The sequence below is a fragment of the Actinoplanes sp. NPDC051859 genome (genome assembly GCF_044452725.1).
In the GTDB taxonomy this organism is placed as follows: Bacteria; Actinomycetota; Actinomycetes; order Mycobacteriales; family Micromonosporaceae; genus Actinoplanes.
In genome coordinates this window covers 107,907-122,659 of the sequence record NZ_JBITBX010000006.1, presented here as the reverse complement: position 1 = coordinate 122,659, position 14,753 = coordinate 107,907, and the positions used below count along the sequence as shown (strand labels likewise).

General features: G+C 69.7%; 12 protein-coding genes. 3 read left to right on the top strand and 9 right to left on the bottom strand.

All coding sequences use genetic code 11. The features are described 5' to 3' along the window. The first annotated feature begins 64 nt into the window (after positions 1-64). Entirely contained in the window at positions 65-964 is a 900-nt protein-coding gene (locus ACIA1L_RS17285) for a hypothetical protein (RefSeq protein ID WP_396073709.1), read from the top strand. Here ACIA1L_RS17285 and ccsB read toward each other — a convergent pair. From ccsB to hemL, 6 genes are all read right to left on the bottom strand, one after another. Next, complete coding sequence (ccsB, locus tag ACIA1L_RS17280; RefSeq protein ID WP_396073708.1) at positions 961-1,917, bottom strand: c-type cytochrome biogenesis protein CcsB; 957 nt, start codon at positions 1,915-1,917, stop codon at positions 961-963. The two genes, ACIA1L_RS17285 and ccsB, sit on opposite strands and share 4 nt — an antisense overlap. Then, entirely contained in the window at positions 1,917-3,527 is a 1,611-nt protein-coding gene (locus ACIA1L_RS17275) for a cytochrome c biogenesis protein ResB (protein WP_396073707.1), read from the bottom strand. The genes ccsB and ACIA1L_RS17275 overlap by 1 nt, the downstream gene beginning before the upstream one ends. Next, the gene (locus ACIA1L_RS17270) at positions 3,524-4,282 is read right to left on the bottom strand and encodes a cytochrome c biogenesis CcdA family protein (protein ID WP_396073706.1); all 759 of its coding nucleotides are present in this window, start codon (positions 4,280-4,282) and stop codon (positions 3,524-3,526) included. The genes ACIA1L_RS17275 and ACIA1L_RS17270 overlap by 4 nt, the downstream gene beginning before the upstream one ends. After that, positions 4,282-4,845 carry a TlpA family protein disulfide reductase gene (locus tag ACIA1L_RS17265; protein WP_396073705.1) on the bottom strand — a complete coding sequence of 188 codons (564 nt, stop codon included), beginning with the start codon at positions 4,843-4,845 and terminating at the stop codon, positions 4,282-4,284. The genes ACIA1L_RS17270 and ACIA1L_RS17265 overlap by 1 nt, the downstream gene beginning before the upstream one ends. A gap of 64 nt (positions 4,846-4,909) precedes the next feature. Further along, a complete protein-coding gene (locus ACIA1L_RS17260) occupies positions 4,910-5,566 on the bottom strand; it encodes a histidine phosphatase family protein (RefSeq protein WP_396073704.1) in 657 nt (218 codons plus the stop codon). Beyond that, positions 5,563-6,897: a glutamate-1-semialdehyde 2,1-aminomutase gene (hemL, locus tag ACIA1L_RS17255; protein WP_396073703.1), complete on the bottom strand. Its 1,335-nt coding sequence runs from the start codon at positions 6,895-6,897 to the stop codon at positions 5,563-5,565. Before hemL ends, ACIA1L_RS17260 begins: the two co-directional genes overlap by 4 nt. Positions 6,898-7,043: 146 nt before the next feature. Between hemL and ACIA1L_RS17250 the strand changes: the two genes are divergently transcribed. Then, positions 7,044-7,373 (top strand): STAS domain-containing protein, encoded by a 330-nt coding sequence (locus ACIA1L_RS17250; protein ID WP_396073702.1) that lies wholly within the window; start codon positions 7,044-7,046, stop codon positions 7,371-7,373. Here the strand turns inward: ACIA1L_RS17250 and ACIA1L_RS17245 are convergent. After that, positions 7,370-7,918, bottom strand: coding sequence for a two-component system response regulator (locus ACIA1L_RS17245; RefSeq protein ID WP_396073701.1), 549 nt, complete (start codon positions 7,916-7,918; stop codon positions 7,370-7,372). The two genes, ACIA1L_RS17250 and ACIA1L_RS17245, sit on opposite strands and share 4 nt — an antisense overlap. Beyond that, a complete protein-coding gene (locus tag ACIA1L_RS17240; RefSeq protein WP_396073700.1) occupies positions 7,911-12,314 on the bottom strand; it encodes a HAMP domain-containing protein in 4,404 nt (1,467 codons plus the stop codon). Before ACIA1L_RS17240 ends, ACIA1L_RS17245 begins: the two co-directional genes overlap by 8 nt. A 113-nt stretch (positions 12,315-12,427) precedes the next feature. Between ACIA1L_RS17240 and ACIA1L_RS17235 the strand changes: the two genes are divergently transcribed. Further along, positions 12,428-14,437: a SpoIIE family protein phosphatase gene (locus ACIA1L_RS17235; protein WP_396073699.1), complete on the top strand. Its 2,010-nt coding sequence runs from the start codon at positions 12,428-12,430 to the stop codon at positions 14,435-14,437. Positions 14,438-14,493: 56 nt separating this feature from the next. Here ACIA1L_RS17235 and ACIA1L_RS17230 read toward each other — a convergent pair whose 3' ends face one another. After that, complete coding sequence (locus ACIA1L_RS17230) at positions 14,494-14,751, bottom strand: MafI family immunity protein (RefSeq protein WP_396073698.1); 258 nt, start codon at positions 14,749-14,751, stop codon at positions 14,494-14,496. Positions 14,752-14,753: the final 2 nt, after the last annotated feature.

Sequence of the window (14,753 nt, the reverse complement as noted above, 5' to 3'; positions counted from 1 at the left end):
TGATCTCGCCCGGCGTTGAGTCAGCGGTTGATTAGGTGCGACACATTCGCAGGGAGATGGCGGCGTGAAGTTGCGGGGCTTCGCACGGATGTGTGCGCTGGCAGGCCTGATCACGGGCGTGGCGATCGCCGCACCCGCATCCTCGCACCAGAGTGGGCGGCTGCCGGTGTGCCCAGCCGGCGGGGCATCCACGAAGGCTCCCACCGGTCCGGCCGGACCCCAAGCGAAGAACGCCTGCCAGGCTTCGGCCCGGGTGCTCGAATCCGGCGTCCGGCTGGACCGGATGCGCGAAACCGCCACCCCCAGCGGCTACCACCACCTCGGCGCCGGCACCGGCGGCGAGTGGAGCGGAGTCGCCGGCCGACTCGCGGTGGTCGACGGAGCGGTACGGCGCAACACGTACGACTTCGTGGCGAGCCGGTTCATGGTCAAGCGCGACCTGGGCGGCGGAAACATCGCCTGGCTGGAAGCCGGCTGGGCGGAGACCGGCTGGGCGGGACAGGGTCGCCAGACCATCTACACGTTCAACACCAACACGAAGACCTGGCAGTTCTACGGCCAGTACCGGCTCAAGCCCGGCGACAAGCTGTGGCTGGACCTGCACACCGACGGGAACGGTGTGTGGCAGGCCTGGCTGTGGTGGAACAACCGCTGGAACCTGCTCACTGCCCAGAAGCTGCCCATCGGCACCAGCGCGTACGTCGAGCAGTACGTCGAGGTGCACGTCGACTCCGGCAAGGCAGCCCGGCTGCGGGTGCCGCCGGTGACCGTCGACAACGTGCAGCTGCGCCCGGCCGGCGGCGGTCAGGGCCGGTTCTGGCGCGAAGACGTGGCAACGCTCAGCGCCGACGTGGCCCAGCAGCGCGGCGGCGGCTTCTGCCTCAACTGGATCACCCGCTGGGACACCTGGACCGCCGGCGACTGCCCCGCCGAAACCGGCCCCGGGAAAACCCGGCGGCGCTAGCCCGCGTTGGCGTAGCTGTGCAGGCCGCCGGCGAACAGGTTGACGCCGAACAGGTTCATCAGCATGGTGGCGAAGCCGAGCAGGGCGATCCAGGTCGCGACCGACCGCTTGACGCTCGGGGTGGCCCGGGCGTGCAGGTACGCGGCGTACACGATCCAGGAGATGAACGCCCAGACCTCCTTGGGGTCCCAGCCCCAGTAGCGGCCCCACGACGCCTCGGCCCACAACGGCCCGGCGATCAGCGCACCGAAGGTGAACAGCGGGAACGCGAACGCGTGCAGGCGGAAGGTCAGCCGCTCCAGCACCGCCGCGGCCGGGGCTTTCTCGCCCAGCGAGTAGGGGAAGTTGCGCTTGCCCTGGTCGTAGCCGGTCCGGATGAGGAACATCGCGGCCGGGACCGCACCAATGAGCAGAATGCCGCTGGACACGCTGATCGTCGAGACGTGGAAGATGAACCAGTACGACTTGAGGGCCGGGACCAGCGGACCCACCGGCGTGTAGGCGACCAGCCCGACCACGCCGAGCAGCAGGACCAGCGCCAGCGTGGCGAACAGGCCGAGATGGCGCAGGGCCGGCTTACGGGTCACCACGCCCAGCCACACCGCGGCGCCGACCAGCGTCACGACCAGGCTGAACTCGTACATGTTGCCCCAGGGCATGCGGTCCGCCGCGATGCCGCGGGTGGTCGCGGCGCCGAGGTGCAGCGCGAAGCCGAGCCAGGTGAGGGCGAGCCCGATCTTCCCGAGGAGCAGCCCGCGGTCGCGCTGCGGAACGGCCGCTGGCGCGGGGGCCTCGACGGTTTCCACGGGTGCGCCGGCGCCGACGAGCTGGCGGGTGGCCGCGCGGCCGATGTGGCTCTTGTTGCCGAAGGCGTACTCGGCGGCGTGGCAGACCATGGCGGCCAGGTAGGCGAGGACCGTGAGGGCCATCAACTGATTCGACAACTCCGCCATCACGGCGTCCCTTCCCGATGACCGCGGGCCGCGCCCACGATCTGCTCGAACTCCTCGTCGAAGCCCGGATAGTCGGTGCGCGGCAGGCCACCGGCCTCCATCAAACTACCGGACCCCTCGCGCGGGCTGACGCGGAACCATAGCCGCCGCCGGCGACCGCCCAGCGACAGCATCAGCCCGAGCAGCCCGGCGATCGCGCCGCCCAGGACCAATGGCTGCGCCGGGTCGGATCGGACCGACAGGGTGGCGAACGGCCGGGTGCCGACGAACTCCACCACGGTGTGGTCGTCCAGCGTCGTGGACTCGCCGGGCACGAGCCGCAGCGGCCGCTCCCCGCTGACCTTCTTGAGCTTGCCGTTCGCGATCTGCACCTGGTCCAGCGCGTACACCGAGCCGGGCAGGCCGGCGTCGAGACCGAGGTTGCCGCGGTAGGCGCTGAGGAACAGCACCGGTTTGTTCTCGGCGGGGAACACCGAGGCCGGGCCGCCGTTCGGGTCCACCGTGGGCACGTACACGCCTTCGAAGCCGATCTGTAGGGCGTCGTCGCGCTTGTCCGTCTTCGGAGCGATGTTGACGTCCGGGAACTGGGCGACGCCCTCGCTGGTGAACATGCCGTCGCGGGGCAGGAACGGGACGACCTTGGTCTGCTGGGCGCCGTACCGGTCGGTGTAACGCAGCTCCACCGCGTAGCCGTGGCCGAGCAGGTGCACGTTCGCCCCCGACAGCCGCAACGGGTCGTTGACCGTGAACCTGCTCGCGCGCCAGGCACCGTCCGGCCGGTCCTGCACGTCGACTGCGGCGTTGAAGACCTTCGGCTGGCCGCTGGGCTCGAACGCGGCCGTGAAGTCGCGCAGCCGCAGGCAGAAGTACGGCAGGTCAGCCGCGTCGATCCGGGGGCCGAGCGTCCACTCGTCGTATTGCGTGACCGAGTTACAGAAGCCCTGGTCCGAGCCCTGCACCAGGAGGCGGTTGCCGTGCCAGCCGTACCAGTGGCCGAAGCCCACGCCGACCAGGACCAGCAGCAGGGCCAGGTGGAAGAGCAGGTTGCCGGTTTCCTTCAGGTAGCCCTTTTCGGCCGACACCGTCCAGGTGCCGTCGGCGCCCTCGCGCACAACCGTCCGGAACCGGCGTTTGCGCAGCGCCGCCTTTGCGGCTTGCACAGCCGCGGCCGGATCGTCGTCGCGCTCTGCTGCCGCGGCGAACTGCGGCAGTCGCTCCAGCCGCCGAGGAGCATCCGGGGGTACGGTGCGCAGCGCCCGCACGTGGTCCACCAACCGCGGCAGCACACACCCGACCAGCGATGTGAACAGCAGCAGGTAGATCGCGGCGAACCAGGGCGACGCGTACACGTCGAAGGCGCCGAGGTGGTCCAGGACCGGCGCGAGGTCGGGGTGCTCCCGGAAGTAGCCGGCGACGTTCTCTTCGCCGAGCGGCCGTTGCGGCAGCACCGAGCCGGGGATCGCGGCGACGGCCAGCAGGAAAAGCAGCACCAGGGCCGTACGCATGCTGGTGAGCTGCCGCCACGAGTTACGCAGCAACGCCCACGCGCGGTTCGGCCGGCGCGGCGGCGGTGCGGCAGCGGGCACGGGACGCTCCTCGACGATCGTCACAGCAGCGTCTCGACCACGGGGAACTGGACGAGGAGCCAGGTGAGGAAACTGTTCCAGCCGCCGGTGACCAGCGCGATCCCGACGATGATCAGCATGGCGCCGCCGATCCGGGTGACCCAGCGACTGTTGCGGCGCACCGCCGCGAAGACGCCCAGCAGCCGCCGGAAGAAGAGCCCGAAGAGCACGAACGGCACACCCAGCCCCAAGCTGTACGCCAGCGCGAGGGTGACCGCACGGTCGGTCTCCCCGGCCCGGGCGGCCAGGCCGAGCACCACCCCGAGCGTCGGGCCGGTGCAGGGGATCCAGGACAGCGCGAACAGCGCGCCGAAAACGGGCGCGCCGAGGAGGCCGGCGTTGGGCAGCCAGCTGATCCGGAACTCGCGCTGCATGCCGGGGATGAGCCCGAGGAAAGCGATGCCGAGCACGATGACCAGGACGCCGAGCACGATGTCGAGCATCCGCTTGTGGGTCTGCAACGTGATGCCGATGTTCGACACCAGCGCTGCCCCCAGGCTGAAGACGACGGCGAAGCCGAGCACGAACAGGCTGGTGCCGGCCAGGATCCGACCCTTGACCCGCTTTGTCTCCGTGGCGTCCAGGTCAGATCCGGCCAGACCGGTCACATAGGACAGATAGCCCGGAATGAGGGGCAGTACGCACGGCGAGAGGAAGCTGACCAACCCGGCGATGGCGGCGGTCACCACGGCTAGCAGCAGCGGTCCGCTCTGTGCGGTGTCCGCGAAGAAGTCCCCCATCAGCCGTTGCTCTCAGCGGCGATCCGCTCCACCACCGGTTGGAGGACGGCGATGGTGGTGGCGCCGCGGATGCCCGCCGCGATCCGGCCCTGCCGGTCGAGGATCAGCGTCGCCGGGGTGCTCACCTGGGTGACGTCGAACTTCAGTGCCACGCTGCCGTTCGGGTCGAAGATGCTCGGGTAGGTGACCCGGCCCCGCTCGAACGCCTTCGCCGAGTCCTTGTCGTCGCGCGAGTTGACCCCGATGAACGTGACGTTCTTGGCCTTGGTCGCCTGGTAGGTGCCCTCGAGGTCGTCCGCCTCGGCCCGGCACGGGCTGCACCAGGATCCCCAGAAGTTGACCACCACGACCTTGCCGCGGTCCTGACTGATGTCGTAGGTGCCGCCGGTCAACAGTTCGCCGGTGACCTCGCGGGCCTCAGGTCGCTGGTCAGGCGCGCACTCGATGACGTTGTCAGCGTTCGTCGTGCACTTCTTCTCCCAGCTCTCCTCGCCACCGCAGCCGGAGAGCACACCGGCGGCAAGAGCGGCAGCAACCAGGACGGCCGCAACCCGGCGAGGCACTGCGGTCAGGCTGTGCTCGCTGTCGGCGTGCCGTCGCGGCCCTCGCTGCGCTCGGTGCACTCCGTCACGCCCCCTTGGCGGACCCGGCACCGGGCGACATCGCGATCAGGGCGGCGGCCGGCTCGGAGTAGTCGATGCCGACCACCTTCGCGCCCTCGAAGCGGATCGAGGTGAGGCTGGCGAGCCCGCACTGCCGCTTGCGCGGGTCGTGCCACAGGCGCTTCTTCTCCACATAGCGGCGGAGCGTCCAGATGGGCAGCTGGTGGGACACGCAGACGGCTTCGTGGCCCTCGGCGGCGACCCGGGCGGCCTGCACCGCGGCGAACATCCGCTGCGCGATCACCAGGTAGGCCTCGCCCCAGCTCGGAGTGATCGGGTCGCGCAGCACCCACCAGTGCCGGGGGTTGCTGAACGCGCCGTCGCCGACCGACACCTTCTTACCCTCGAAGAAGTTGGCGCTCTCGATCAGCCGGACGTCGGCGGCGATCTCCAGCCCGAACTGCTCGGCGAACGGCTGGGCGGTTTCCTGGGCGCGCTCCAGCGGGCTCGCCACGACGTGCGTGATGTCGCGGTCGGCGAGGACCTCGGCGGCGGCCTTCGCCATCTGGTGGCCCAGCTCGGAGAGGTGGAAGTCGGGCAGGCGGCCGTACAGAATCTTCGCGGGGTTGTGCACCTCGCCGTGCCGCAGCACGTGCACGGTGGTCTTCGTCGGCTGACTCAATTGCTACCTCCCGCTGCCGCGGCGGCACGGGCCGCTTCGGGCAGTGCCGCGCCGATCGTCTCCAGGGCTTCGTCGGTCAAGGCCGTCGACACGAACCACGATTCGAACGCGCTCGGCGGCAGGTAGACGCCGCGGCTGAGCATCTCGTGGAAGAACGCTTTGAAGGCGGCCGCGTCCTGCGTCTTCGCCGAGTCGTAGTCGTGCACGTCGGCGTCGGTGAAGAAGATCGAGAACATGTTGCCCGCGTACGCGAGGCGGTGCGCCACGCCGGCCGCGGTCAGCGCCTCCGACGCGAGCTTGCCGATGGTCGCGGAAACGTCGTCGAGGCGCTGGTAGACGGCCTGGTCGGCGAGGCGCAGGCTGGTCAGCCCGGCCGCGCAGGCCAGCGGGTTTCCGGACAGCGTGCCGGCCTGGTAGACCGGGCCGGCGGGAGCCAGCCGAGACATGATCTCGGCGCGACCGCCGAAGGCCGCGGCGGGCAGACCCCCACCCATGACCTTTCCGTACGTGTAGAGGTCGGCGTCGACGGGTTCGAGGCCGGCCCAGCCGCCCGCGGACACCCGGAAGCCGGTCATGACCTCGTCGATGATGAGGAGCGCGCCGTTCGCGTGCGCAATCTCGGCGAGCCGCTGGTTGAAGCCGTCCCGCGGCGCCACCACGCCCATGTTGCCGGGCGCCGCCTCGGTGATGATCGCGGCGATGTCGTCCTGCGCCGCGAAGATCGCTTCCACCGCGGCCACGTCGTTGTACGGCGCGACGATCGTCTCACTCGCCGCCGCACCGGTCACCCCGGGCGAATCGGGCAGCCCCAGCGTCGCGACGCCGGAGCCAGCCGCGGCGAGCAGCGCGTCCACGTGTCCGTGATAGCAGCCGGCGAACTTCACGATCTTGGACTTGCCGGTGAAGCCGCGGGCCAGTCGGATCGCCGTCATGGTCGCTTCGGTGCCGGAGTTGACCAGCCGCACCTGCTCGACCGGGGTACGCCGGACGATCTCCTCGGCCAGCGCGACCTCACCCTCGGTGGGGGTGCCGAAGCTGGTGCCCCGGGCGGCGGCGGCCTGGACCGCGGCGACGATCTCCGGGTGCGCGTGCCCGTGGATCAGCGGACCCCACGAGCAGACCAGGTCGGCGTAGCGCCGGCCGTCGGCGTCGAACAGCCACGGACCCTCGCCGCGTGCCATGAACCGTGGTGTCCCACCGACGGCCCGGAACGCACGCACGGGTGAATTGACCCCGCCGGGCACGATGGCCTGGGCGCGGTCGAACAGAGCCTGGGAGACCGGGGCGTCCTGCGGGTACGGGGCGCCGGCGGTGCGGTATGAGGTGGTCACGGCGGATCCTATTCTGTCAGCGCGGCGCAGGCGGTATCCGCCCAGCCCCGGACGAGCGTTGTTCACATCACCCCGGCGGCCGCCGGGCGGCGGTGCTAAATCGCGCCGGACAGGCCGGATTCGACCACCCGCGATAGGGTGACGTGGTGGAGCGACCCGAGCTGTCCATCACGCTTGAGAGCGCCCCCGACGAGGTCGTGTTCCATCTCGCCGGGGAGATCGACGTGCTCACCGTGGCGAAGCTGTCGGCGATGGTGAACGAGGTCCTCCAGGAGCCACCGGCCCGCATCGAGCTGGACATGGCCGGCGTGACCTTCTGCGACTCCCAGGGCCTCGGCACGCTGGTGGTGCTCAGCCGCAAGGCACAGCACGCCCGTGCGGTCCTGTCCCTCACCAACGTGGGCGACTTCCTGATGCGGGTTCTGGACATCACCGGGCTGCGGTCCGCATTGATGATTTCCTCGACCGCTTCCTAATTTCCCCAGCGCGCCTTCTCCAGCAGCTCCAGCGCTTCGGCGGGGGCTTCCGGGGCGCCCGCGCGCAGTTTGCGGGCCGCTTCGTCCACCAGGTCGGTCAGCCGCTGCCACTGGGCGTCGCGCTCGCGGGCGGTATCGGCCTGGGCCTTGAGCTGCTGCGTCTTGGTCCACAACTCGACGAAGATCGACACCTTGGCCCGGAGCACCCACGGGTCGAAGGGCTTGGTCAGGTAGTCCACCGCGCCGACCGCGTAGCCACGCAACGCCAGCTGGGCGTCCCGGTCCGCCGCGGTGAGAAACAGGATCGGGACGTGTCGGGTCCGCTCGCGGCGCTTGATGTGGCTGGCCGTCTCGAAGCCGTCCATGTTGGGCATCTGGGCGTCGAGCAGGATGACCGCGAAGTCATCGGTGAGGAGCTGCTTGAGGGCTGCCTCCCCGCTCTCCACCGCCACGGCCTGCACGGGCAGGCCCTGGAGGATGGCCTCCAGGGCCAGCAGGTTGTCGCGCCGGTCGTCGACCAGGAGGGCCTTCGCTCGGTCAGCCACGCTCACTCTCCGTTCCGGAGCTGTCGGACGCGTTCACCCAGCGGGCCATCAGCTCGATCAGCCGGTCCAGGTCCACCGGCTTGGTGATGTAGTCGCTCGCGCCCGCGGCCAGAGCCGACTCGCGGTCGCCGGGCATCGCCTTTGCCGTGAGGAACACTACCGGTAGGTCCTGGAAACGCTGATTGCGGCGGATTCCGCGGGTGGTCTCGTAGCCGTCCTGGTCCGGCATCATCGCGTCCATCAGCACGATGTCGACCTCGGGATGCTCGGCCAGCAGCCGCACCCCGTCGACGCCGTTGTCCGAATAGAGGACGTGCAGGCCGTGCATCTCCAGGGCGCTGGTCAGGGCGAACACGTTACGGACATCGTCGTCGACGATGAGCACCGTGGCACCGTCGAGCTGGCGGCTCGCCGGCGTCACCGAGTGCGGCTCCTCGACCTGCGTCGTCAGCAGCGGGAGGTCCAGCGAGTTGAGCGCCGGACGCGCGGGAAGCGCCGGAAGCGCCGCCTCCACCGGCAGCGGCGGCATCGGCAACTGCACCGAGTCGGGGACCAGCGCGTCCGGCATGTAGAGGGTGAACGTCGAGCCCTCCCCCGGCGCCGAGGCGACCACGATGGTGCCGCCGAGCAGGGCAGCGAACTCCCGGCTGATCGACAAGCCCAGGCCGGTGCCGCCGTACTTGCGGCTGGTCGTGCCGTCCGCCTGCTGGAACGCCTCGAAGATCAGGCTGAGCTTCTCGTCCGAGATGCCGATGCCGGTGTCGGTCACCGCGAGCGCCACCACCTGGTTGGCCGCGGACAGCGACGGGATGTCGAACTCGCTGTCCGGGGCAGCCGGGAAAATGCTCAGCGTGACCGAGCCGGTGTCGGTGAACTTGACCGCGTTGGAGAGCAGGTTGCGCAGGATCTGCTGGAGGCGCTGCGCGTCGGTGACGATCGACCGGGGCAGCTCGGGTGAGACGTCGACTCGGAACTCCAGGCCCTTCTCGTCCGCCTGTGGCCGGAACGCCTGCTCGACGTAACCGCGCACCTCCTCGAACTCGACCTGATCGGGCTCGACGTCCATCCGGCCCGCCTCGATCTTGCTGAGGTCCAGGATGTCGTCGATCAGCGACAGCAGGTCCGAGCCGGCGCTGTGGATCGTCCGGGCGAACTCGATCTGCTTGTCGGTCAGGTTCTTGTCCGAGTTCTCGGCGAGCAGCCGGGCCAGCAGCAGCAGCGAGTTCAGCGGCGTCCGCAGCTCGTGGCTCATGTTCGCCAGGAACTCCGTCTTGTACGCCGAGGCCCGGGACAGCTGCTGCGCCTTCTCCTCCAGCCCCAGCCGGGCCAGCTCGATCTCCCGGTTCTTCGTCTCGATGTTGCCCTTCTGCTCGCTGAGCAGCTGCGCCTTGTCCTCCAGCTCGGCGTTGGTGCGCTGCAACTCCGCCGACTGGTCCTGCATTTCGCGCGCGAGGCGCTGCGACTGGGCGAGCAGTTCTTCCGTACGCCGGTTGGCCTGGATGGTGTTGAGCGCGATGCCGATCGTGGCGACCAGTCGTTCGAGGAAGGTCAGGTGGAGTCCGCTGAACGCGGCAACGGACGCGAACTCGATGACGCCGAGCATCTCGCCCTCGAACAGCACCGGCAGCACGACGAGGTCGCCGGGCGGCATCGACATCAGGCCGGAGCGCATGGTCAACGCCCCGTCGTGGGTGGCGCGGACCCGGATGGTGCGCCGGGAGACCGCCGCCTGGCCGACCAGGCCTTCGCCGGGGCCGAACGTCACCTCGTGGTTGCGGGCGACGTAGCCGTACGAGGCGGCGAGGCGTAGGCGCATGACCGCTTCCTCGTTGTCGACCAGGAAGAACGCGCCGAGCTGGGCGTCGACCAGCGGGGTCACCTCGGTCATGATCATGCGGCAGACCTCGCCGAGGTCGCGCTGGCCCTGCAGCAGGCCACCGATCCGGGCCAGGTTGGAGTCCAGCCAGCCCTGCTCGGCGTTCGCCTTGGTGGTCTCGCGCAGGGTCACGATCATCTGGTTGATGTTGTCTTTGAGCTCCGCCACCTCGCCCTGGGCCTCGACGGCGACGCGCTGAGTGAGGTCGCCGCGGGTCACCGACGTGGACACCTCGGCGATGGCGCGGAGCTGGGTGGTGAGCGTGGAGGCGAGCTGGTTGACGTTGTCGGTGAGGTCTCGCCACGTACCCGAAACGCCCTTGACCTGGGCCTGGCCGCCCAGCTTGCCCTCGATGCCGACCTCGCGGCCGACCCGGGTGACCTCGGTCGCGAACGACGAGAGCTGGTCCACCATGGTGTTGACGGTGTCCTTCAGCTCCAGGATCTCGCCCCGGGCGTCGACGGTGATCTTCTGCGACAGGTCACCCTTCGCCACCGCGGTGGTGACCGAGGCGATGTTGCGGACCTGGGCGGTCAGGTTGGATGCCATGTAGTTGACGTTGTCGGTCAGGTCACGCCACGTACCCGCCACGCCGCGCACCTGGGCCTGACCGCCGAGCTTGCCCTCCGAGCCGACCTCGCGGGCCACTCGGGTGACCTCGTCGGCGAACGACGAGAGCTGATCCACCATGGTGTTCACGGTCGACTTCAGCTCCAGGATCTCGCCCTGGGCGTCGACGGTGATCTTCTGCGACAGGTCACCGCGGGCAACGGCGGTGGAGACCTGGGCGATGTTGCGAACCTGGGCGGTCAGGTTCGACGCCATCGAGTTGACGTTGTCGGTCAGGTCGCGCCACGTGCCGGCGACGCCGCGCACCTGCGCCTGACCGCCGAGCTTGCCCTCGGTGCCCACCTCGCGGGCCACCCGGGTGACCTCGTCGGCGAACGACGACAGCTGGTCCACCATCGTGTTCACCGTCGACTTCAGCTCCAGGATCTCGCCCCGGGCGTCGACGGTGATCTTCTGGGACAGGTCACCGAGGGCCACCGCGGTGGTGACGGAGGCGATGTTGCGGACCTGGCTGGTCAGGTTGGAGGCCATGTAGTTGACGTTGTCGGTGAGGTCTCGCCACGTACCCGAAACGCCCTTGACCTGGGCTTGGCCGCCCAGCTTGCCTTCCGAGCCGACCTCGCGGGCGACTCGGGTGACCTCGTCGGCGAACGACGAGAGCTGGTCCACCATGGTGTTCATCGTGTTCTTGAGCTGCGCGATCTCGCCGCGCGCGTCGACCGTGATCTTCTGCGACAGGTCGCCCTTCGCCACCGCCGTCGACACCTGCGAGATGTTCCGCACCTGGTCGGTCAGGTTGGCGGCGAGCTGGTTGACGTTCTCGGTGAGGTCGCGCCACGTACCCGAAACGCCTCGGACCTGGGCCTGACCACCCAGCCGGCCTTCCGTGCCCACCTCGCGGGCCACGCGGGTCACCTCGTCCGCGAACGACGAGAGCTGGTCCACCATGGTGTTGACGGTGTCCTTCAGCTCCAGGATCTCGCCCTGCGCGGCCACCGTGATCTTCTGCGACAGGTCGCCCTTCGCCACCGCCGTCGACACCTGGGCGATGTTGCGGACCTGACTGGTCAGGTTGGACGCCATCGAGTTCACCGAGTCGGTGAGGTCCTTCCAGGTGCCCGCCACGTTCGGCACGTCCGCCTGGCCGCCCAGCTTGCCCTCGGTGCCCACCTCGCGGGCCACCCGGGTCACCTGCTCGGCGAACAGCCGCAGCGTGTCCGTCACGCCGTTCATCGTGTCGGCCAGCTCGGCCACCTCGCCCTTGGCCGAGACGGTGATCTTCTGCGACAGGTCGCCGCGGGCCATCGCCGTCGCCACCTGGGAGATGGACCGCACCTGGTGGGTCAGGTTCGACGCCATCGTGTTCACCGAGTCGGTGAGGTCCTTCCAGGTGCCGGCGACGCCGCGGACGTCCGCCTGGCCGCCCAGCTCACCCTCGGTGCCCACCTCGCGGGCCACCCGGGTCACCTCGCTGGCGAACGACGACAACTGGTCCACCATCGTGTTCACCGTGCGGCCGATCCGCAGGAATTCACCCCGCAGGGGTCGCCCATCCATCTCCAAAGCCATGTGCTGCGAGAGGTCACCCTCCGCCACGGCAACGATGACCCGGGAGATCTCCGTGGTCGGCCGGCCCAGGTCGTCGATGAGAGCATTGACCGAGCGCACGGAGTCGGCCCACGCGCCGTCGAGGCCTTCCTCGTCGAGGCGATCGGTCAACCGCCCCTCCCGGCCGACCGTCCGGCTGATCCGCCGAAGATCCAGATTTTGTCGCTCTTGCAGGGAAACGACCTCGTTGAACGCGTCCACCAGCTCGCCGAACGAGCCGCCGCGCCGGGCCAGGCGCACCTTGAGATCGCCGCGCCGAACCCGACGCAGGGCCTCGGCGACCTCACCGAGCAGGGCAGTCTCGTCGGTCACGCCGACGCCGACCTCATTCGCCGCAGTCATGCTGTCCTCACTCGCTGTCCACCGGCCGGGGGCGTTCCATCATCTCTCGCCCGGCCGGGTCATTGCGAGTGATGGCTTTGTGCATATCGCCATCAACAGGAGAGGATGCATGCGTGTCGGTGGAGGCAGGAGGCGCGGCGGGCGCGCTCGTACGGCGGGTGCGGCTGCCCAACGACCGGCGGACGCCCGCTGCGGCCCGCGCGCTGGTGCGCTCCGTGCTGGAGGAAACCGGGCTGGATGCGCTGATCAACGAGGCGTTGCTGCTGACCACGGAGCTGTCCACCAACGCCGTGGTGCACGCCGGCACCGAGCTCGACATCGAGGTCTCCGCCGACCCGAGCGGACTCACGGTGACGGTCACCGACTTCGCGCCCGGACCGGTCGAAGAACTGGCAGTCGGTCCAAGAAATGATAAATCCGACATCGGCGAGGTCGCCGAGCGTGGCCGCGGACTGTTACTCGTGGACCACTTCGCCAGCCGCTGGGGCACCGTGCACGAAGGCTCCGGCAAGGGCGTCTGGTTCCGCCTGGAAATCCACACCACACCGGCCGCCGCCGCGCTGCCGGTAACCGAAGGCGAAGCAGCTCCCAGCGTCGGCGAACTCACCGCCCTGCTGCAGGCGGATCCCGAGCGGCACACCGACGAGGCGCTCGCCGACTTCGCCGCCGACCTGCTCGCCCGACTCGCCCGACTCACCGGCGCGACCGGCGGCATCCTCCGGCTCGACCGCGGCGACGGCGGCGGTCGGCAACTGCTGGCCCGGCACGGCCGCACCCCGCGCACGGACTCCGCGACCATCCGGGTGCCCCTCGCCGTGCAGCGACCGTACGTGGGCGAGCTCGAGTTGGACGCCTCCCCGGACGGCTACGCGCAACCGCTCGCCGCGATCGTCGCCGAACGGCTCTCGCTGCACCTCGAAAACGACCGGCTGCGGCGTACCGACCTGCGCCGGCAGACCTGGCTGACGTTCCTGGCCGAGGCGAGCGAACTCCTCGCCCAGTCGCTCGACGTCAACCTGACCATGGCGCTGATCCCGCAACTCGTCGTACCGCGGCTGGGCCAGTGGTGCGCGGTGCACACCACGGACACCTGGGGGCGGCTCCAGCTGTCCGCGGCGACCCACGCCGACGAGGCGGCCGTCTCCCAGCTGTACGGCACCCTGTCCGAGACCGGTCCCGACTCCATCCTGGCCCGGCTCGAAGAGGCCTCCCGGCTCGGTCAGCAGGTCATGTTCGGCTCCCCCTCCGAGGGCTTCGCGGTGCCGTTGGTGGCCCGCGGGCAGCGCCTCGGCACCCTCGCTGTCGGCCGGCACCTCAAGCACCGGCACGACGTGGACGAGGTGGCCGTCCTTGAGGACGTGGCCCGCCGGGCAGCGCTGGCCATCGACAATGCGCGCATCCACGACGAACGGCGGCGGGTGGCCCGTACGCTGCAGGCCTCGCTCCTGCCGCCCGCCCTCCCGCACGTGACCGGTGTGGGCTTCGCCGCCGAGTACGTCCCGACCGGCTCCGAGGTCGGCGGCGACTTCTACGACGTCGTACCCAACGACGAGGGCTGGATCGTGGTGGTCGGCGACGTCTCCGGCAAGGGGGTGCAGGCGGCCACGGTGACCGGGCTGGTCCGCGACGTCATCCGGATCCTGGTCGACGACGGCAAGCCGATGAAGGAAGTCCTGCACCGGGTCAACCGCACCCTGGTCCAGCGGGGCGGTGGCCGCTACTGCACGTTGGCGATGGCCTCGGTGACCCGCAACGGCACGGACCTCGACGTCTGCCTGCACCTGGCCGGCCACGACCGCGCGGTGCTGGTCCGGGCGGACGGCAAGGCGACCTTCGTGGGCGAGGGCGGCACAGCACTGGGGCTGCTGGAAACAATCGCCAGTCCGGATGCGGCGATAGCCCTGCACCCGGGCGACTCGCTCATCTTCTACACCGACGGCGTGACCGAGCGCCGGCGCGGCCGGGAGCTGTTCGGCACGACCCGCCTCCGCGACGCAGCGGCGCCGTTGGCCGGCTACCCGGCCGAAGTGATCGCCGCCCGGCTGCGGTCCACGACGATCAACTTCTCGGTCGAAGAACCGCGCGACGACATCGCCATCCTCGTCTTGCGCAACGACGCCTGATCGCGGACCTTCCGCACGAGAAAGGGACCGCCAACCGGCGGCCCCTTTCTTCGCACTCAGTCGCGGATCAGTTCGTCCAGACGATCCATCGGTTCCGGCATCTCGAGCTGCGCCGACAACGTGCTCAACCGCTGGTACAGCGCACGCGAGATAGGCAGCTCGTCCTCGTACAGCCACGAGCACAACGTGTCGAAAGCATGTCCGATCTCGCCGACCTGCACGAACTCGCGAACGTTGGCCACGACGGAGTCGCGCACGATCGGAGAGTCGCGCAGGACCGCAAGAATGTCGGCCTGTGCCTGCCGGAAGTCCAAGG

Bases quoted from the DNA above. Each gene is read 5' to 3' on its own strand.
- ACIA1L_RS17270 (WP_396073706.1), bottom strand. From the start codon at position 4,282: ATGGGGGACTTCTTCGCGGACACCGCACAGAGCGGACCGCTGCTGCTA.
- ccsB (WP_396073708.1), bottom strand. From the start codon at position 1,917: ATGGCGGAGTTGTCGAATCAGTTGATGGCCCTCACGGTCCTCGCCTAC.
- ACIA1L_RS17240 (WP_396073700.1), bottom strand. From the start codon at position 12,314: ATGACTGCGGCGAATGAGGTCGGCGTCGGCGTGACCGACGAGACTGCC.